Source organism: Paraburkholderia sp. BCC1876 (assembly GCF_902833695.1).
Lineage (GTDB): Bacteria > Pseudomonadota > Gammaproteobacteria > Burkholderiales > Burkholderiaceae > Paraburkholderia.
The window spans coordinates 443,686-461,716 of record NZ_CADFGI010000004.1; the positions used below are offsets into that span (position 1 = coordinate 443,686).

The following is an 18,031-nucleotide window of genomic DNA, read 5'->3' on the forward strand; positions in this document are numbered from 1 at the left end:
CATGACCAAGCAATGGGAAGTCGTGATCGGTCTGGAGACCCACACGCAACTGTCGACGCAATCGAAGATTTTCTCCGGCTCGCCCACGCAGTTCGGCGCCGAGCCGAACACGCAAGCCAGCCCTGTCGATCTGGCGTTGCCGGGCACGTTGCCGGTAATGAACCGCGGCGCAGTGGAGCGTGCGATTCAATTCGGTCTCGCGATCGGCGCGACGGTGGCGCCGCGCAGCATCTTCGCGCGTAAGAATTATTTCTACCCCGATCTGCCGAAGGGCTATCAGATCAGCCAGTACGAAATCCCCGTCGTGCAGGGTGGTCAGGTGACGATTCAGGTTCCGGCCAACGAAAAGACCGGCAAGGAAGCGTACGAGAAGGTCGTCAACCTGACACGCGCTCACCTCGAGGAAGACGCGGGCAAGTCGCTGCACGAAGACTTCGCGGGCATGACCGGCATCGATCTGAATCGCGCGGGCACGCCGCTGCTCGAAATCGTCACCGAGCCGGAAATGCGCAGCGCGGCTGAAGCGGTCGCGTACGCCAAGACGCTGCACACGCTCGTCACGTGGCTCGGTATCTGCGACGGCAACATGCAGGAAGGTTCGTTCCGTTGCGACGCGAACGTGTCGGTGCGCCCGGTCGGTCAGGTGGAATTCGGCACGCGTGCCGAGATCAAGAACCTGAACTCGTTCCGCTTCCTCGAAGAAGCGATCCAGTACGAAGTGCGCCGTCAGATCGAACTGATCGAAGACGGCGGCACGGTGGTGCAGGAAACGCGTCTGTATGACTCGGACAAGCGCGAAACGCGCTCCATGCGCAGCAAGGAAGACGCGCACGACTACCGCTATTTCCCCGATCCGGATCTGATGCCGCTCATGATCGACGCCGCGTGGATCGAGCGCGTGAAGAGCGAGATGACGGAGCTGCCGGAAGCGATTCAACAGCGCTTCGTGTCGCAATACGGTTTGACGCCGTACGACGCGAACGTGCTGACGTCGAGCAAGGCGATGGCCGCGTATTACGAGGCCGTGGTCGTCAAGCTCGGCCCGGCGCACGCGAAGGTCGCGGCGAACTGGCTGATGGGCGAAGTGTCGTCGCAACTGAATCGCGAAGCGCTGGACATCGCGTCGAGCCCGGTGTCGGCCGCGCAACTCGCGCTGCTGCTGCAACGCATTGCCGACGGCACGATTTCGAACAAGATCGCCAAAGAAATTTTCGTCGCGATCTGGGAAGAGAAAGCGACTGACGAAACCGCCGCCGACCGCATCATCGAGTCGAAAGGCCTGAAGCAGATTTCGGACAGCGGCGCGCTGGAAGCGATTCTCGACGAAGTGCTCGCCGCGAATCCGAAGTCGGTCGAAGAATTCCGCGCCGGCAAGGAAAAGGCGTTCAATGCGCTGATCGGCCAGGCGATGAAAGCGACCAAGGGCAAGGCCAATCCGGCGCAGGTGAATGAACTGCTGAAGAAGAAGCTGTCCTGAGTTGAATTTCAGTTGACCAGAATCGGCTTGGGCTTCGCGCTTGAGCCACCGCGGGCCGTTGCCGGAAACGAAAGTGGGGCAACGGCCCGTTTCATTTTTGCGGGCGCCGTTTTTGCCAGCCCGCTGAACGCAGATCACGGAGTGTGTGGATGGCGAAGCAACCCGAACTCGACGATTTCCGCGTGCCGTTTTTCGAAGACGGCAAGAAGAACAGCAAGTTCTCGCTCGACGCTTTCGACCCGGCATCCAAGCCGTTTTCGACCGGCTCGAAAGACTCGGACAAGGCGCGTTTGTCGGAGATCGGCGAGAAGCTCGACCAGCAGCAGGAGCGTCTGCACTCGCAACAGAAGCGTCGCGTGCTGCTGGTTTTGCAAGGCATGGACACGAGCGGCAAGGACGGTACGATCCGCGCGGTGTTTCACGAAGTCGATCCGCTTGGGCTGCGCATCGTGCCGTTCAAGGCGCCGACGCCTGTGGAACTCGCGCACGATTTTCTCTGGCGCGTGCATTCGCAAGCGCCTGCCGCCGGCGAGCTGACCATCTTCAACCGTAGTCACTACGAAGACCTGCTGGTGCCGACTGTGCTCGGCACGCTCGACGCGAAAGCGTTCGAGACGCGTTGCGTCCACATTCGCCAGTTCGAAGCGTTGCTGGCGGATAGCGGCACGACGATCATCAAGTGCATGCTGCACATTTCGAAAGACGAGCAGCGCACGCGTCTGCAGGCGCGTATCGACGATCCGAGCAAGCACTGGAAATTCGACGTGTCCGACCTCGAAGCGCGCAAGCAGTGGGACGCCTATCAGTCCGCGTATCGCGACGCATTGGCCGCGACCTCGACGGATTACGCGCCGTGGTATGTGATTCCGGCCGACTCGAAGACGCATCGCAATGTGATGGTCGCGGAGTTGCTGTTGCGCACCTTCGAAACGCTGCAGCTCGACTATCCGCCGCCCAAAGAATCGCTGAAGGGCGTCAAGGTGGAGTGACCTTACGCATTGGCTGGCGCCTGAAGGCATCTCAAACACGAATCGAACACAAAAAGGAACGACATGTTGCGTGTGATTACCGCCAACCTGAACGGCATCCGCTCAGCGGCGAAGAAGGGCTTTTTCGACTGGTTCGGCGAACAGAAAGCCGACGTGCTGTGCGTGCAGGAAATCAAATGCTCGCAGGACGACATGACGCCGGAATTCATGGCCCCGCACAATTTCACCGGCTATTTCCAGCATGCGGTGAAGAAGGGTTATAGCGGCGCGGGCGTGTACACGCGACAGGAACCGGACGAAGTGATTATCGGTTTCGGCAGCGAGGAATTCGATCCGGAAGGGCGCTATGTCGAACTGCGTTTCGGCACGCTCTCGGTGATCTCGGTGTATGTGCCGTCGGGTTCGAGCGGTGAGGAGCGTCAGCAGGCCAAGTTCCGCTTCATGGCCGAGTTCATGCCGCATCTCGCGGAACTGGCGAAAGAGCGCGAAGTGATCGTGTGCGGCGACGTGAACATCGTCCACAAGGAAATCGACATCAAGAACTGGAAGAGCAACCAGAAGAACTCGGGTTGCCTGCCGGAAGAGCGCGCGTGGCTCGACAAGCTGTTCGACGAAGTGGGTTACGTCGACGTGTTCCGCACGCTCGATCAGCGGCCAGAACAGTACACGTGGTGGAGCAATCGCGGTCAGGCGTACGCGAAGAACGTGGGGTGGCGGATCGATTATCAGATCGCGACGCAAGGCATTGCGAGCAAGGCGAAACGCACCGACGTGTTCCGCGATATCAAGTTCAGCGACCACGCGCCGCTGACGGTCGACTACGACCACAAGGTCAAGAAGTAACGCAGCGCGTCACTTGGTCGAATCAACTCCGTCGCGCGGCATTTTGCGCCGTGGGCGGCCCATGCCGGCGTAGTCCGGCAGCGCATCGACAGTCTTGCCGATTGCCTTCGCGTACAGCGGCAGCATATCCGGCAAGCGTTTGATGATGTCCTGGCGGCGCGCCGGCGTGTACGGATGCACGTAGATGAAGCCCTGGTTGCGGTTGCTTTGCGTCACTTGCGCCAGCTTGTCCCACAGCGTGACCGCCGCGCGCGGATCGTAACCGGCACGCGAGGCGATGTCGCTGCCAATCACGTCGGCTTCGGTTTCGTCGGTGTTCGCGTACTTCATTTCCAGCAGGCGCGAGCCGATGCCGAGCGGCGCGGCGCCGAGATCGGCGAGGCCGAATAGCTGCGGAATCGTGCCCGACGAATCGAGCTGGCTGGCCTGCAACTGGCCGAGACGCTCGCGGGCATGTTCGCGCAACGCATGCGCGATCTCGTGGCCGATCAGCATGCCGAGTTCGTTGTCGTTCAGGTGAGCGCGATCGAGCAGTCCACCGTACACGACGATCTTGCCGCCCGGCAGACAGTACATGCGGATATCGGGCGAACGCACCACCGCCACTTCCCACTTCCAGTTCTTCGCCCGCTCGTTCCATTTGAGCGAGTAGGGAATCAGCTTGTCGACGATCGAGCGCACGCGTACGACGTGCGCGTCAGTGTCGCCGTACAGACGGTTCGCGTGCTCCGCGCCGTAGGCGATCTGGCTGAATTCTTCGGCGGCTTGCGCCTCGAGTACCGGCGACGGGATCAGGTTGCGGAACACCATGTAGCCGCCGTAACGCAACTGCGGGCTCGAACTGTACGAGCCGGTGGCGGTGGTGGCGGGCATAGTGGCGACGGCGGGCGCTTTCGCGGCGGCTGCGGCCGGTGCTGGTGTCGACGTGGCTGCGGGTGTGCGCGCGGTGACGGGCGGCGCGGACTGGGGCGATGACTGCGCCGACGGGTTCGGTGTGGCGGCAGCGGGTGCGCTGCCCGCGTTGGCAGCGCTAGTCGCGCTATTTGCGCTCGGCGCTGCGGATGTCGCGCTTTCAGGACTGATCGCGCCCGCAGCAGACTTGCCTGTCGGTGCGGCAGTGGCGGCCGCTGCAGGCGTTGGCGTTGACGACGTTGCCGTTGCGCTGGGCGCGCTATTGGCGACCGCCGGCATGGCTGTCGCGTAGGCACTCAGCGGCATCGCCGTTGTCGCCATGCTTGCACAGATGAACGTCAACGATGTACGCAACACTGCGCCGCGGACCCTGCGCGCAGGCGTGCGAGGCGCGCGGCCGTTAGCTGAACTGAGGCCGATCACCCGCCTCGAAAAACGCGCCGTCACGACTTGGTTCTCCACGGCGCGATGCGCAACAGCAGCAGCATGCCGGGCAGTGCGAGCACGGTACAGACGAGGAAATAATCGAACCAGCCGATCTTCGCGACCACATAACCGCTCGCCGCCGACGCCAGCGTGCGCGGCACCGAAGCGAGACTCGTGAACAGCGCGAACTGCGTAGCGGTGTAGCGCGGGTCGGTGGTGCTGGCGATATAGGCGGTGAATGCCGCCATCGTCAGTCCGGTGGCAAAGGTTTCGAGGCCGTAGACGAGCGCCAGCGCGACCGAGCGCGGCTCGAGCTGCACGGCCCAGTCGATGCCCACCAGCGCCAGTAGTTTCGTCGTCCCTTGACTCACCCACACGGCGATGTCGTAAATCGCGGTGAGACCAGGCGAAGCCGGCCCGAGATGCGCAAGCCACGCAAAGCCGAGCGTCGACACCATCTGCAGAATGCCGAAGATCCACAGGCCGCGGCCAATGCCGATCTTCATCAGCCAGATCCCGCCGACGATCCCGCCTGCGAGACTCGCGCCGAATGCGGTGGTCTTCGCGATCACGCCGATCTGCGTGCGCGAAAAGCCGATATCGAGGAAGAACGACGTGGACAGCGTGGTCGCCATCGTGTCGCCGAGCTTGTACAGAAAGATGAACCCGAGCACGAACAGCGCGCCGCGCCAGCCGTCGCGCTGAATGAATTCGCGGAACGGCTGCACGATCGCTTCGCGCAGATTCCTGGGCGGCGTGCCGTGTACTTCAGGCTCGCGAACCACCAGCGTCATGACCATGCCTGGCAGCATGAACGCCGCAGTCACCATGAACACGGTGGTCCACGGCAGATGGTCGGACAGGATCAATGCAAGCGAACCGGGCACCAGCGCGGCGATCTTGTACGTGTTCACGTGCACCGCGTTGCCGAGACCTTGTTGCGTGTCGCTCAGCAATTCACGCCGGTAGGCGTCGATCACGATGTCCTGGCTCGCGCCGAAAAACGCGACCAGTGCCGTCAGCGCGGCCACCGTCCAGATCGAATCGCGCGGCGACACAAACCCTAAACACGCAATCGCGCCGGCGACCAGAATCTGCGTGACCAGCATCCAGCCGCGCCGTCTGCCCGGCCGCCAGCCGGGAAAACGCGGCACGTAGCGGTCCATCAGCGGCGCCCAGACGAATTTCCAGGTGTACGGGAACTGGATCAGCGCAAACAGGCCGATTTCCTTCAGATTGACGCCTTCGGAGCGTAACCACGCCTGCACCAGATAGACGAGCGTGAACAGCGGCAATCCCGACGTAAAGCCGAGAAAGACGCAGATCAGCATGCGCGTATTCAGAAACGCGCGCCAGCCGGGATGTTCTTCGTGAGCGGTAAGTGCAGGCGCCTCGTGCGGCGGGTTCGACATGTGGATAACTTGGTGTTAGCTTTTCTTGACGCGATAGACCGCAAGACTACCACGCCAGTTCACCCCCCAACGCACCACCTGGCCGTCATGGAGCACGACGCGATCCAGAATTTCAATGCCGACTTCCGGCGCCAGCGCTTCGAAATCCTCGATGGTCAGCACCCGCACGTTCGGCGTGTTGTGCCACTGATAAGGCAGCGACTTCGACACCGGCATGCGCCCCTTCAACACCGACAGCCGGTGCGCCCAGTAACCGAAATTCGGAAACGACACGATGCATTCCTTGCCGACCCGTACGGTCTCGCGCAAGATCGCCGCGGTCTGATGGATGGTCTGCAGCGTCTGCGACAGGATCGCGAAATCGAAGCTGCGGTCTTCGAACAGGCGCAGGCCGTCTTCCAGATTCTGCTGGATCACGTTGACGCCGTTTTGCGTCGACGCCAGCACGCCGGCGTCGTTGATCTCGATGCCGTAGCCCTGCACGTCCAGTTCCTCGGTCAGCAGCGACAGCAGCGAACCGTCGCCGCAGCCGAGATCCAGCACGGACGCGCGCGGCTCGACCCAGCGGGCGATCGCGCGGAAGTCCGGGCGCAACGCCAGATAATCTAGTGCTCGCTGGTTCATGCGTTCACCTCTTTCGCGATACGTTCGTAATAGGCGCGCATCACGTTGTGATAGCGCGCGTCGTCGAGCAGGAAGGCGTCGTGGCCGTGCGGCGCGTCGATTTCCGCGTAGGTGACGGTGCGCTTGTGGTCGAGCAGCGCCTTCACCAGTTCGCGCGAGCGGGCCGGCGCGAAACGCCAGTCGGTCTTGAAACTGGCGATCAGGTATTTCGCCGTGGTGTGCGCGACCGCGGCCGTCAGGTCGCCGTCGAAGGCTTTGGCCGGATCGAAATAGTCGAGCGCGCGTGTGATCAGCAGATAGGTGTTCGCGTCGAAGTAGTCGGCGAATTTGTCGCCCTGATAGCGCAGGTACGACTCCACTTCGAACTCCACGTCGAAGTTGAAGTTGTACGCGTCCACCGCGCCTTCCGCGCGGCGCAACGAGCGGCCGAATTTCTCGGCCATGTCGTCATCGGACAGATACGTGATGTGGCCGATCATTCGCGCGACGCGCAAGCCGCGCTTCGGCTTCACGTTATGCGCGTAGTAGTTGCCGCCGTGGAAGTCGGGGTCCGACAGGATCGCCGAGCGCGCGACCTCGTTGAACGCGATGTTCTGCGCCGACAGCTTCGGCGTGGACGCGACCACGATGCAATGCGCCACGCGCTCCGGATACATCACGCTCCACGCCAGCGCCTGCATGCCGCCGAGGCTGCCGCCCATGACCGCGGCGAAGCGCGTAATGCCGAACTCATCGGCCACGCGCGCCTGGGCGTTGACCCAGTCTTCCACCGTCACGACCGGGAACGCCGCGCCGTAGGGATGGCCGGTCGCGGGATCGAGGCTCATCGGGCCGGTCGAGCCGAAGCACGACCCGAGGTTATTCACGCCGATCACGAAGAACCTGTCGGTATCGAGCGGTTTGCCCGGGCCGACCATGTTGTCCCACCAGCCGACGTCTTTCGGATTGTCTTCGTACACGCCCGCCACATGGTGCGACGCGTTGAGCGCGTGACACACCAGCACCGCATTGCTGCGCGCGGCGTTGAGCGTGCCGTAGGTCTCGACCATCAGGTCGTAACCGGCCAGCGTCGTGCCGTTCTGCAGTTGCAGAGGCTCGCTGAAATGCATTTTTTGGGGAGCGACGATACCGATCGATTCCATTCATTCCGCCGTTTAACAAATACAGGGCGGCTAGATGGCGTCGGCGAGGCACGGAGGAGAACGGCTGTGTGCGCGGCTGACGACCTCTTTAGCCGCATTTATAGTGAGCCGCGGGAGAAACTCCCGGCAGTTCGCGCGCCCGCAATCGAGTCAGCAAATCGGCGCGTAATAGATATTCAAGCGATGTTCAAGCGATATTTCAAGGTGTTCTGGGTGCTGCGGAAAGCGGCGTGGGAGGCACTTGGTAGGCATCCGGCGGCCGCAGTCAGGCGCAAAGTATAGCGGAAAATCCGGAGCGGCAGCGTCGCCGGCGCGGCCCGCCACGCGCGGCGGGCCGCGTGGACTACTGAAGAATCAGCAGGATTTGCGCGTCGGCGTGTTCGACGGGCAGGCGCACAAATCCGCTGCGCACATAGCGGTGCCAGCGGCCGATGATGTAGCTCAGCAGCAGGCTCGCGCGAATCGCGGGATCGTAGCCGGCGGGTAGGGCGGCGGGGTTTTGTGCCGGCGCTTGCGGGTGGTTTTCGTGCGCGGTTTTGTCCGTGGTCGCGCTCTCGTCGCTGGCGGCCTCGATTTGCGCGAGCCGCAGACATTGTTTCAGCGACGCCTCCACCCGTTCCAGCATCTGATTGACGCGTTCGGTCAGCCGTTCATGCTCGCCGACCAGCGCCTCGCAGGTGAGCACGCGTGTCATGCCGGGATTCTTCGCGGGGAAATTGAGCAGCATCAACGCGATCGCGCGGGCCTGCAGCACGCCGTTGCTTTCTTTGCCGGCGATCTGGTTGATCAGCCCAAAGATGGTCTGTTCGATGAACTCGATGAGCCCTTCGAACATTTGCGCCTTGCTGGCGAAATGGCGGTACAGCGCGGCTTCCGAGACGCCCAGCCGGGCGGCGAGCGCCGCCGTGGTGATCTTTTCGCTTTTCGGCGCTTCCAGCATCGCGGCGAGCGTCTGCAGGATATGCACGCGGCGCTCGCCTGGCTTCAGGCGCTGCGCGCGCGGGGCCGCGGCTGCCGCGACGGGCTCGTGTTCAGGTTCGTGTTCGGCTAAGGCTTCGTCAGGCTTGTCGATCGGCTGCATGGCTGTCGTCCCGTCTGCTGTCCCTTCAATCGAACCGAGCGGGTGCCCAGTCGTAGCGATTTTAACGAACGAATGCTCTGATCGACATAGTGCGGCCGACCGGTGCCCGGCAGGCGCGTCGGCACGCCGTCCACGTGCGGCTTGCGCGGCAGATGGCCGGTGATCCACACGGTGCGGATGCCCAGACGCCGATAGTTCTTCAGATGCGAGCGCGTGTCTTCGACGAGTATCACGTCTTTCAGCGCGACGTGGGCTTCGCGCATGGCCTTGCGCAGCATGGCGTGGTCGGGCTTGGCGCGCCAGCGGCGGCGATCGGCCATATGTTCGATCGCGATCACCTGCTCGAACAGACGCTCGATGCGCAGTTCCGCCAGCACCGCGCGCGCATACGCTTCGGGCGCGTTAGTCAGCACGATCTTGCGGCCCGGCAGCGCCGCCACGAGGCGCGCCACGCCGCGTTCGTAGCGGATCATCGAGCCGAGATCCGGGAACGTGTGCACGAACTTCAGGAAATCATGCGGATCCAGCGGATGGTGCCGCGTGAGGCCCAGCAGCGCCGCGCCGTAGCGCTGCGTGTAGACGCGGCGCATGCGGTTCGCTTCATCGACATCCACCTTTAGCGTGTCGATGATGTACCGATTCATGCCCTGATTGATCGCCGGAAAGATGGCGTGCGAGGCGTGGTGCAGGGTGTTGTCGAGATCGAACAACCAGACCGGTTTGCCACCGGCGATATGCGGACGGCGGCGCCGCGAAGTGGGAGTGCGCATGAGGTGCGGCGCCGTTCAGGCGCGAAGTGTCGCGTCAGGCAACGAACGTTTGCGGTTCGTGGCGCCGGCGGCGAGATAAGAATGGGAGTGTGCTGGCGCGCCTTGCTGGCGCGTTGCGGGTCGCCGTCGTTGTGAAGGCGGCTGGCTGTGAAGACGAATGCGGGTGCGGCTGTGAGTGCGGCTGTAAAGCGCGCGACTGCGGAACGACTGCACGGCACATAGTGCACGCCGTTAAGACGTGCGCTATGTGCCGGGATTGAGGCAGGAATCAATGCGAACGGATCATCGTGCCGAACGGCTGTTCGGTGAGAATTTCCAGCAGCACCGAGTGCTCGATGCGACCGTCGATAATGTGCACCGAACGCACGCCGCTCTTGGCCGCGTCCAGCGCCGACGAAATTTTCGGCAGCATGCCGCCGGAGATCGTGCCGTCGGCGAACAGACCGTCGATTTCGCGCGCGGACAGATCGGTCAGCAAGTTGCCTTCTTTATCCATCACGCCGGGAATGTTGGTCATCATCACGAGCTTTTCGGCGTTCAGCACGACCGCCAGTTTGCCTGCGACCAGATCCGCGTTGATGTTGTACGACAGGCCGTCTTCGCCGAAGCCGATCGGCGAGATGACCGGGATGAACGCGTCGTCTTGCAGCGCCTTCACCACCGCCGGATTGATCGCCTCGACCTCGCCGACCTGGCCGATGTCGACGTACTGGCCCGGGTTGTCGCGATCCGGCATCAGCATCTTGCGCGCGTGGATCAGGCCGCCGTCTTTGCCGGTGAGGCCGACCGCGTGGCCGCCGAAATGGTTGATCAGCGTGACGATGTCTTGCTGCACTTCGCCGCCGAGTACCCATTCGACGACTTCCATCGTCTCTTCGTCGGTGACGCGCATGCCCTGGATGAACGTGCCCTGTTTGCCGATCTTCTTCAGCGCCGTGTCGATTTGCGGACCGCCGCCGTGGACGATAACCGGATTGATGCCGACCAGCTTCAGCAGAATCACGTCGCGCGCGAAGCCCTGCTTGAGACGCTCCTCGGTCATGGCGTTGCCGCCGTATTTGATCACCACGGTCTTACCGTGATATTGACGAATGTAAGGCAGCGCCTCGGCCAGGATTTCAGCCTTCAGGGTGGGCGCGATCTGCGAAAGGTCGGGAAGCTCGGACATGGCGGCAGGCTCAGGCACGGAACAGTTAAAACACGGCGAATTGTACAGGACTGGCGCGCTGCAACAGGGTTTTCGACAGCGGCGCCGGTGGCGGGCGGCGCGGCTTTTTGCGCACCGCGCCATGACGGCCCGCGAATGCCGGCCGACCATCAAGCCTAACGCGGTTCGAAGGCGTTTGTGTATTAGCCGAATGGACGACTAACGGCGCTTCGCCGGTAGTGGCATCATCTGCGGATCGATGCCCGATTCAGCGCGTTTATCCGGCCCTGCCATGAAACTGTCCGCCCCCCGCCACGAAAGCAGCGCGCGCTGTCCGCGCTGCGGTAACGCGTTCGATTGTTCAAGGCATGCGCAGCCGTTCGACTGCTGGTGCCGCGAGATGCCGTCGTTGCCGGCGGAGCGGCTGGATCCGGCCGGCGGATGCTTGTGTCCGGAGTGCCTCGCGGCGGAGATTGCGCGAGCGACTCAGGCGCGACCGCCAGGTGGTGCTTTGACGTAAGGTTGCGGGAACGGCGGCGGATTGACGACAGAGCACAGGATTCGCGGACGATTCGTCGATAGCCCGCTTACGAAGCGCTTTTGGCCCGCTTGCGGCCTGCCCATAACGCACTTATAACGCGCGATACCCCGCCGCGAGCGCGCCCAGATCGCGGGCGACGGCCTCCAGCGGCGGTTCCCACAGACCAAACTGCGGTTGCCGGTACAGCGTGGCGCTCGGATACCAAGGGCTGTCGCGGCGATCGAGCAGCCAGACCCAGTGCGGATTGACGTCGAGCAGCACCCAGGTGCGCTGGCCGAGCGCGCCGCTCAAATGCGCCGTCGACGTGCACACGGTGATGACGAGGTCGAGCGCGCTCACGAAGGCGGCGGTGTCGTCGAAGGTGGCAAATTCAGCGGTGTAGTCGGTCATGGGCAAACCGGCGTTTCGAGCTGCCGCCACGTCGGCCTCAGCACCCGGCTGCAACGAATAGAACGCCACGTTTTGCATTCCGCCGAAATGAGCCGCGTAGCGTTCCCAGCCAACCCGCCGGAATGGATTGCGCTGATGGCCGAGGCTGCCGGTCCATGTCAGTCCGACTTTCAACCGCGTTTCGCAAGCCAGCCTATGACGCCACGACTGGCTGGCCGCGGCGTCCGCATGAAGATATCGAGCGGCAGCCGGAATCGTCTCGGCACGCGTGCCGAAGATCAACGGCAGACTGAGCAACGGAATCTCATAGTCGAACGGCCGCAGCGATTCCAGATCGACGCCGGTTGAGTAACCGTCCGCGTGCCGACCGAGGCAGCGCGCGAGCAGTGCGCCCATCTGCGGAAACGAATTCCAGATCACGCGCCCGCCTTCGCGATGCACGCGGTCGGCCAGCATCGGGATATAGCGGCTGAACTGCAGCACGTCGCCCATGCCTTGTTCGCCCCACACCAGCAGCGTTTTTCCGGCGAGCGGTTCGCCGCGCCAAGTCGGCGCCGGTATCGCGGGCCGGTTGCCGCCGAGTTCCGCCGAGCCGTCCCAGCGAGCCTCGTGCGACTGCCAGCCGTTTGGGCAATCGCCGCGCATCAATTGCAGCATCGCGAGATTCGAGCGCATCGTCGCATTCGAGGGGGCGATCGCGCAGGCGGTTTGGGTGGCCTGTTCGGCCTCTGCCCAGCGTTGCGCTTCGCGTAGAGCCAGCGCATAGTTGTTGAGCGCCAGCGGGCTGAGCGGCGCACATTGCACGGCTCTCGCGCCGGCTTCAAGCGCACGCGGCAGGTTCATGCCGGTGCGACACGCATGCGTGAGATTCGTCCACGCATCGCCCTCGTCGGGTTCGTCTCGCACCGCGCTTTCCAGCAGCGCGAGCTGTTCGCTCGGGTTGCCACCGGTCAGCATCAATGCACCGGCGAGATTGCTGCGCAGCCGGGGCAAAGTCGGATCGATGGCAAGTGCGCGGCGGTAAGCGGCAATCGCCTCGCCATGCCGGTTCGCCATTTGCAAAACGTAGCCGAGACGGAAATGCGTTAAAGCGCGACGCGAATCGAGTTGGGCAATAATGGCGGCGAGTTCGATCGCCTCGCCGTGACGGGCCTGCGCAAGCAACGTGGCGGTGAGCGTTTCAAGCGATTCGTCGTCGAGCGGATGCAACTGGCCCGCGGCGTCGAGCCATTGGGCTTCGGTATGGGCCGTGCCGTTTTGGCGCGCTGCGGCAGCATGCCGCAGAAAATTCAGGAAAGCTGATGAGACATCAGCCTCGCAGTCGGAGGTAGGTAGCATGGAAGAGTGGTGCGCCGGAAGAGCCGATGCCGAAGGATCGGTCCGAGCGTCGCTATCGCAAAAAATCCATGGTACCGACGCGAGGCTGCGCAGTAAGTCGGACTAGTCTGAACAGGTACACTCAAGTCATGCATCGAATAACCAACACCGGTCGCGTCAATCTGGGTCATCTGTTCTGGCTGCGTAGTCTGGCCATCATCGGACAGCTAGTGACCATCGCGGTCGTGCAGATCTTTATCGGCGTGCACCTGCCGTTGCCTGCCATGCTGCTCGTGATCGCGCTCGAAGTGATCTTCAACGGACTCACGTGGTGGCGGGTTTCGCAGCAACGGCCCGAATCCAACATGGAGCTGTTCGGACAGATCTGGGTCGATCTGGGCGCGTTGTCCGCGCTGCTGTTCCTCTCGGGCGGCACCACCAATCCGTTTGTATCGCTCTATCTGCCTTCGCTGGCCATTGCCGCGGCGGTGCTGCCATGGCATCTGATGGCGTGGCTCGCGGCATTCGCCGTGGCCTGCTACGCGGTACTCGGTTTCGATTCCGTGCCGCTCAATCTCGACAACCCCGCGAACCTGTTCGACTACTACCGCGCCGGTATGTGGGTGAACTTCATGGTCAGCGTGGGGCTGATTGCATGGTTCGTTGCACGTATGTCGCGCGCGCTGCGACTACGTGACGCAGCGCTCGGAGATGCGCAGCAGCGCTTGCTTCATGACGAGCGCGCGGTCGCACTGGGTGTGCAGGCGGCCACCGTCGCGCACGAAATCGGCACGCCACTGTCTACAATTGCAATGTTGTCCGAAGAATTGCGTGACGCGGCACGTACCGACAAAGGGCTCGCGCCCTACAGCGCCGACATCGAGTTGCTCGAGCAGCAGATGTCGCTGTGCACGTCGGCGCTGGCCAGATTGCGCAGCCGTGCCTCGACGACCACGAGCCGGCAGCCGGTCGGCGAATGGCTCGAATCGTTCGGCGAGCAGTGGCGCCTGCGTCATCCGCATGTGAAATTCGAGCGGATCGGTGTGCCGCCGCCCGAGGTCAGTCTTGACGATACGGTAGCCGTGAGTCAGATTCTCACGATTCTGCTCGACAACGCCGCGCGTGCAAGCCGCGATCACGTGACGCTGGCCTGCACGCTGGCGGCGCGCGGCGACCAGATCGTTTTCGAAGTCTGCGACGCGGGCCCTGGCATTCCTGCCGCGCTGCGTGGCTCACTCGGTGCGATGCCGGTGGAGAGCACGCAAGGCGGACACGGCGTGGGTCTCTATCTGGCCTTTTCGGCGGCGGCGCGTTTGAGAGGGTCGATCGAACTGACCGATGTCAGCCCGATCAAGCCGCGTGGCACGCGAGCGCTTCTGAAGCTGCCGCTCGCCGGGCGCAAATTATCAGGCGTGGGCCGTCAAGGCAGCGCGCCATCCAACACGGAGAAACAGGCATGAGCGAAATGAATTTTCTGGTGATCGACGACGATGAGGTGTTCTCCGGCATCCTCGCTCGCGGTCTGACGCGGCGCGGTTATACGGTGAGCGAAGCGCACAACGCGGACGAGGCGATCAAGCTGGCGAATCAGCAGAAGTTCAGCCAGATCACGGTGGATTTGCATCTCGGCAGCGACTCCGGTCTGACGCTCGTCGCGCCTTTACGTGATCTGCAGCCCGACGCGCGCATGCTGGTGCTGACCGGCTACGCCAGTATCGCCACGGCGGTGCAGGCGGTGAAAGACGGCGCGGACAACTACCTCGCCAAGCCCGCTAACGTCGAGACGATTCTGTCGGCGCTGCAAAGCGAAGCGAGCGCGCTGCAGGCGGAAGAGGCGATCGAACATCCCACGCCGCTTTCGGTTGCGCGTCTGGAGTGGGAGCATATTCAACGTGTGTTGGCCGAACACGGCGGCAATATTTCGGCGACCGCGCGGGCGTTGAACATGCATCGTCGGACCTTGCAGCGCAAGCTGGCCAAGCGGCCGGTCAAACAGTAAGCCGTCATAGCTTCGCTGGCGTTTCGGCGGGGCGAAAAAAAACGGGCTGCCTGGTTAAGGGCAGCCCGTTTTTTTGCGATTCGCGTCTGATCTACATCAAGCAATCCGCACGCGAATCAACGGTGCGATATCGGCGTCAATATCACAGCACGTAACGCGACAGATCTTCGTCTTCCGCCACTTCGTTCAGCGCGCGATCCACATACGCCGCGTCGATCTGCACCGTCTTGCCCGAGTGATTGCCGGCCGCGAACGAGACTTCTTCGAGCAGCTTTTCGATCACCGTGTACAAGCGGCGCGCGCCGATGTTCTCGGTCTTCTCGTTCACCGAATAAGCGATCTCGGCGAGACGACGAATACCGTCGTCGGCGAATTCGAGGTGCACGTCTTCCGTGGCGAGCAGCGCCTGGTATTGCTTGACGAGGCTCGCGTCCGTAGACACCAGGATCGATTCGAAGTCGTTCACCGACAGCGAGTCCAGTTCGACGCGAATCGGGAAACGGCCCTGCAGTTCCGGAATCAGATCGCTCGGCTTGGCCAGATGGAACGCACCGCTCGCGATGAACAGAATGTGGTCAGTCTTCACCATGCCGTACTTGGTGTTGATCGTGGTGCCTTCCACCAGCGGCAGCAGATCGCGCTGCACGCCCTGACGGGACACTTCACCGCCGCCGGCTTCGGCGCGCGACGCGATCTTGTCGATCTCGTCGAGGAACACAATGCCGTTCTGCTCGACGTTCTGCACCGCCTTCGCTTTCACCTCTTCCTCGTTCAGCATCTTGCCGGCTTCTTCGTCGGTAAGAACCTTCAGCGCTTCCTTCACCTTCAGCTTGCGACGCGTTTTCTTGCCGCCGCCGATGTTCGCGAACATGGAGCGGATCTGTTCGGTCATGTCTTCCATGCCCGGCGGCCCCATGATGTCCATGCCCGCTTGCGGCTGCTCGACGTCGAGCTCGATTTCCTTGTCGTCGAGCAGGCCTTCGCGCAGACGCTTGCGGAAGGTGTGGCGCGTGGTGCTGCCTTCGTCCGCGGTGTCGATGACGCTCGAACTCGCACCGAAGCCGACCGGGCGCGCGCTCGGCAACAGAATGTCGAGAATGCGGTCTTCGGCCTGGTCTTCGGCCTTGGTGCGCACTTTGCGCATTTCCGTTTCGCGCGTTTGCTTGACGGAGATTTCGATCAGATCGCGCACGATGCTGTCGACGTCGCGGCCCACGTAACCGACTTCGGTAAACTTGGTCGCTTCGATCTTGATGAACGGCGCGTCGGCGAGTTTCGCCAGCCGCCGCGCGATCTCGGTTTTGCCGACGCCGGTCGGTCCGATCATCAGAATGTTCTTGGGCGTGATTTCCTGGCGCAGCGGATCTTCAACCTGCTGACGCCGCCAACGATTGCGCAGCGCCACGGCCACTGCTTTTTTCGCGCGGCCTTGGCCGATGATGTGTTTGTCGAGTTCCGAGACGATCTCGGCAGGGGTCATGGTGCTCATCGTGGGTCCTTACTCGATCGTCTCGATGACGCGGTTATGGTTCGTGTAGATGCACATGTCGCCAGCAATTGCCAACGACTTCTCCACGATTTCGCGGGGCGACATCTCGGTGTTCTGAGCCAGCGCGATCGCGGCGGCTTGTGCGTACGCGCCGCCCGAACCGATTGCGCAGATACCGCCTTCCGGATCGAGCACGTCGCCGTTACCGGTGATGACGAGCGTGGTGGTCGCGTCCGCGGTGATCAGCATGGCTTCAAGCCGGCGCAGCATGCGGTCGGTGCGCCAGTCTTTCGCGAGTTCGACGGCCGCGCGCGTGAGGTTGCCCTGATGTTTTTCCAGCTTCGCTTCGAAGCGGTCGAGCAGCGAGAAAGCGTCTGCCGTGCCGCCGGCGAAGCCGACCAGCACGTTGCCGTTGTAGATGCGCCGGACCTTCTTCGCACCGCCTTTCATGACGATGTTGCCCAGCGTCACCTGGCCGTCGCCGCCGAGCGCGACCTTGTCGCCGCGCCGCACGGAGACGATCGTCGTGCCGTGAAATTGCTCCATATGCGTTCCTCTTTGCAAAACGGGTAGGACGCGGCAGCACAATGCGCCACCGCATGAATCCTGAAAGCGGACGGCGCGCGGCGCTGGGATCAACCGGCCTGGCGCGCGCTCGTGCAGCGCATGTCCGGTTTATTTTAGGGCGTACGCGGTCATATCAAGAGCCGGCAAAAGGCATAGGCCAAAAAACGGTGTTTCGGCGCGGGGCCGGGCTGGCAGTGAACGCATGAAAGCGTCGCACAAAAGAAAAAAGGCGCACGGATCACCGTGCGCCTCTCGACGAAGCAGCGTTTGAGGGCGCGGAGCCGAAGCCGCGCCGCAGGCGTTCAGTCGCCGAACAGCTTCTGGCGCAGTTCGCGGCGTTCCTGCGCTTCGAGCGACAGGGTAGCCGTGGGCCGTGCGAGCAGACGCGGAATGCCGATCGGCTCGCCGGTTTCTTCGCACCAGCCGTAGTCGCCCGAATCGATGCGCGCGATCGATTGCTGCACCTTCTTCAGCAGCTTGCGTTCGCGGTCGCGCGTGCGCAGTTCGAGCGCATGCTCTTCTTCGATCGTTGCGCGGTCGGCCGGGTCCGGCACGATTACCGTTTCGCGCAGGTTCTCGGTCGTCTGGCCGGCATTGCGGAGAATGTCCGCTTGCAGCTGTTCGAGCTTGTTCTTGAAGAAAGCGAGCTGATCCGCATTCATGTAATCCTTGTCGCTCATCTTCAGGATTTCGGCTTCGGTCAAGAGTCGTTTCGTCGTCATCTGGCTTACTTCTTCAATGTGAGGCAAAACTCTTACATAGTGCCCGCACTTTCGTATTGCCCGCAAAGGCGCCTTGAAGACGCTGAGCGCAGGGCAGGCACGGACGACGATGGACTGTCGTGACGCCGAAGCGCCTGGCGCCCACACGCCGTGGCGTCGCAGCGCCTATGCGGGGCCGAACTC

At 62.8% G+C, this 18,031-nt stretch carries 17 protein-coding genes; 6 read left to right on the plus strand and 11 right to left on the minus strand.

Annotated elements, in window-relative coordinates; all coding sequences use genetic code 11:
• Nucleotide 1: 1 nt before the first annotated feature.
• The 3 genes from gatB to HWY05_RS17365 all read left to right on the plus strand — a co-directional run bounded on the left by gatB (nt 2) and on the right by HWY05_RS17365 (nt 3,309).
• The gene (gatB, locus tag HWY05_RS17355; RefSeq protein ID WP_176059038.1) at nt 2-1,477 is read left to right on the plus strand and encodes an Asp-tRNA(Asn)/Glu-tRNA(Gln) amidotransferase subunit GatB; all 1,476 of its coding nucleotides are present in this window, start codon (nt 2-4) and stop codon (nt 1,475-1,477) included.
• 149 nt (nt 1,478-1,626) lie between these two features.
• Nucleotides 1,627-2,466 carry a PPK2 family polyphosphate kinase gene (locus HWY05_RS17360; protein ID WP_176059039.1) on the plus strand — a complete coding sequence of 280 codons (840 nt, stop codon included), beginning with the start codon at nt 1,627-1,629 and terminating at the stop codon, nt 2,464-2,466.
• A 63-nt stretch (nt 2,467-2,529) separates the two neighbouring features.
• Complete coding sequence (locus tag HWY05_RS17365; protein WP_035554106.1) at nt 2,530-3,309, plus strand: exodeoxyribonuclease III; 780 nt, start codon at nt 2,530-2,532, stop codon at nt 3,307-3,309.
• A 9-nt stretch (nt 3,310-3,318) separates the two neighbouring features.
• Here HWY05_RS17365 and HWY05_RS17370 read toward each other — a convergent pair whose 3' ends face one another.
• The 7 genes from HWY05_RS17370 to argB form a co-directional block, all read right to left on the minus strand.
• Nucleotides 3,319-4,554 (minus strand): M48 family metallopeptidase, encoded by a 1,236-nt coding sequence (locus tag HWY05_RS17370; RefSeq protein WP_244146643.1) that lies wholly within the window; start codon nt 4,552-4,554, stop codon nt 3,319-3,321.
• A 110-nt stretch (nt 4,555-4,664) separates the two neighbouring features.
• Nucleotides 4,665-6,059: an AmpG family muropeptide MFS transporter gene (locus HWY05_RS17380; RefSeq protein WP_176059041.1), complete on the minus strand. Its 1,395-nt coding sequence runs from the start codon at nt 6,057-6,059 to the stop codon at nt 4,665-4,667.
• Between the two features lie 15 nt (nt 6,060-6,074).
• Complete coding sequence (gene metW, locus HWY05_RS17385; RefSeq protein WP_035554102.1) at nt 6,075-6,683, minus strand: methionine biosynthesis protein MetW; 609 nt, start codon at nt 6,681-6,683, stop codon at nt 6,075-6,077.
• On the minus strand, nt 6,680-7,825 hold the full coding sequence (locus HWY05_RS17390; RefSeq protein ID WP_176059042.1) for a homoserine O-acetyltransferase: 1,146 nt from the start codon (nt 7,823-7,825) through the stop codon (nt 6,680-6,682). The genes metW and HWY05_RS17390 overlap by 4 nt, the downstream gene beginning before the upstream one ends.
• Nucleotides 7,826-8,168: 343 nt before the next feature.
• Nucleotides 8,169-8,906 carry a nucleoid occlusion factor SlmA gene (gene slmA, locus HWY05_RS17395; RefSeq protein ID WP_176059043.1) on the minus strand — a complete coding sequence of 246 codons (738 nt, stop codon included), beginning with the start codon at nt 8,904-8,906 and terminating at the stop codon, nt 8,169-8,171.
• The gene (locus HWY05_RS17400) at nt 8,873-9,676 is read right to left on the minus strand and encodes a pyrimidine 5'-nucleotidase (protein WP_035554099.1); all 804 of its coding nucleotides are present in this window, start codon (nt 9,674-9,676) and stop codon (nt 8,873-8,875) included. The genes slmA and HWY05_RS17400 overlap by 34 nt, the downstream gene beginning before the upstream one ends.
• 268 nt (nt 9,677-9,944) lie before the next feature.
• On the minus strand, nt 9,945-10,844 hold the full coding sequence (argB, locus tag HWY05_RS17405) for an acetylglutamate kinase (protein WP_035554096.1): 900 nt from the start codon (nt 10,842-10,844) through the stop codon (nt 9,945-9,947).
• A 271-nt stretch (nt 10,845-11,115) separates the two neighbouring features.
• On the opposite strand from argB, the gene HWY05_RS17410 reads away from it, so the two are divergent.
• Complete coding sequence (locus HWY05_RS17410) at nt 11,116-11,343, plus strand: cysteine-rich CWC family protein (protein WP_176059044.1); 228 nt, start codon at nt 11,116-11,118, stop codon at nt 11,341-11,343.
• A 111-nt stretch (nt 11,344-11,454) separates the two neighbouring features.
• Here HWY05_RS17410 and HWY05_RS17415 read toward each other — a convergent pair whose 3' ends face one another.
• Nucleotides 11,455-13,092 (minus strand): tetratricopeptide repeat protein, encoded by a 1,638-nt coding sequence (locus HWY05_RS17415; protein WP_176059045.1) that lies wholly within the window; start codon nt 13,090-13,092, stop codon nt 11,455-11,457.
• A 128-nt stretch (nt 13,093-13,220) separates the two neighbouring features.
• Between HWY05_RS17415 and HWY05_RS17420 the strand changes: the two genes are divergently transcribed.
• Nucleotides 13,221-14,531 (plus strand): ATP-binding protein, encoded by a 1,311-nt coding sequence (locus tag HWY05_RS17420; protein ID WP_035554089.1) that lies wholly within the window; start codon nt 13,221-13,223, stop codon nt 14,529-14,531.
• Complete coding sequence (locus HWY05_RS17425) at nt 14,528-15,070, plus strand: response regulator transcription factor (protein WP_035554088.1); 543 nt, start codon at nt 14,528-14,530, stop codon at nt 15,068-15,070. Before HWY05_RS17420 ends, HWY05_RS17425 begins: the two co-directional genes overlap by 4 nt.
• A gap of 142 nt (nt 15,071-15,212) precedes the next feature.
• Here HWY05_RS17425 and hslU read toward each other — a convergent pair whose 3' ends face one another.
• The 3 genes from hslU to dksA all read right to left on the minus strand — a co-directional run bounded on the left by hslU (nt 15,213) and on the right by dksA (nt 17,848).
• Nucleotides 15,213-16,559, minus strand: a complete 1,347-nt coding sequence (gene hslU, locus HWY05_RS17430) for an ATP-dependent protease ATPase subunit HslU (RefSeq protein ID WP_176059046.1) — start codon at nt 16,557-16,559, stop codon at nt 15,213-15,215.
• Between the two features lie 9 nt (nt 16,560-16,568).
• Nucleotides 16,569-17,105: an ATP-dependent protease subunit HslV gene (gene hslV / locus HWY05_RS17435; RefSeq protein ID WP_176059047.1), complete on the minus strand. Its 537-nt coding sequence runs from the start codon at nt 17,103-17,105 to the stop codon at nt 16,569-16,571.
• Between the two features lie 323 nt (nt 17,106-17,428).
• Complete coding sequence (dksA, locus tag HWY05_RS17440; RefSeq protein ID WP_035554081.1) at nt 17,429-17,848, minus strand: RNA polymerase-binding protein DksA; 420 nt, start codon at nt 17,846-17,848, stop codon at nt 17,429-17,431.
• Nucleotides 17,849-18,031 lie beyond the last annotated feature (183 nt).

Excerpts from the sequence above, each read along its gene's own strand:
- gatB (WP_176059038.1), top strand. The coding sequence starts at position 2 with ATGACCAAGCAATGGGAAGTCGTGATCGGTCTGGAGACCCACACGCAA.
- HWY05_RS17360 (WP_176059039.1), top strand. The coding sequence starts at position 1,627 with ATGGCGAAGCAACCCGAACTCGACGATTTCCGCGTGCCGTTTTTCGAA.
- HWY05_RS17365 (WP_035554106.1), top strand. The coding sequence starts at position 2,530 with ATGTTGCGTGTGATTACCGCCAACCTGAACGGCATCCGCTCAGCGGCG.
- HWY05_RS17380 (WP_176059041.1), bottom strand. The coding sequence starts at position 6,059 with ATGTCGAACCCGCCGCACGAGGCGCCTGCACTTACCGCTCACGAAGAA.
- metW (WP_035554102.1), bottom strand. The coding sequence starts at position 6,683 with ATGAACCAGCGAGCACTAGATTATCTGGCGTTGCGCCCGGACTTCCGC.
- HWY05_RS17390 (WP_176059042.1), bottom strand. The coding sequence starts at position 7,825 with ATGGAATCGATCGGTATCGTCGCTCCCCAAAAAATGCATTTCAGCGAG.
- slmA (WP_176059043.1), bottom strand. The coding sequence starts at position 8,906 with ATGCAGCCGATCGACAAGCCTGACGAAGCCTTAGCCGAACACGAACCT.
- HWY05_RS17400 (WP_035554099.1), bottom strand. The coding sequence starts at position 9,676 with ATGCGCACTCCCACTTCGCGGCGCCGCCGTCCGCATATCGCCGGTGGC.
- argB (WP_035554096.1), bottom strand. The coding sequence starts at position 10,844 with ATGTCCGAGCTTCCCGACCTTTCGCAGATCGCGCCCACCCTGAAGGCT.
- HWY05_RS17410 (WP_176059044.1), top strand. The coding sequence starts at position 11,116 with ATGAAACTGTCCGCCCCCCGCCACGAAAGCAGCGCGCGCTGTCCGCGC.
- HWY05_RS17415 (WP_176059045.1), bottom strand. The coding sequence starts at position 13,092 with ATGCTACCTACCTCCGACTGCGAGGCTGATGTCTCATCAGCTTTCCTG.
- HWY05_RS17420 (WP_035554089.1), top strand. The coding sequence starts at position 13,221 with ATGCATCGAATAACCAACACCGGTCGCGTCAATCTGGGTCATCTGTTC.
- HWY05_RS17425 (WP_035554088.1), top strand. The coding sequence starts at position 14,528 with ATGAGCGAAATGAATTTTCTGGTGATCGACGACGATGAGGTGTTCTCC.
- hslU (WP_176059046.1), bottom strand. The coding sequence starts at position 16,559 with ATGAGCACCATGACCCCTGCCGAGATCGTCTCGGAACTCGACAAACAC.
- hslV (WP_176059047.1), bottom strand. The coding sequence starts at position 17,105 with ATGGAGCAATTTCACGGCACGACGATCGTCTCCGTGCGGCGCGGCGAC.
- dksA (WP_035554081.1), bottom strand. The coding sequence starts at position 17,848 with ATGACGACGAAACGACTCTTGACCGAAGCCGAAATCCTGAAGATGAGC.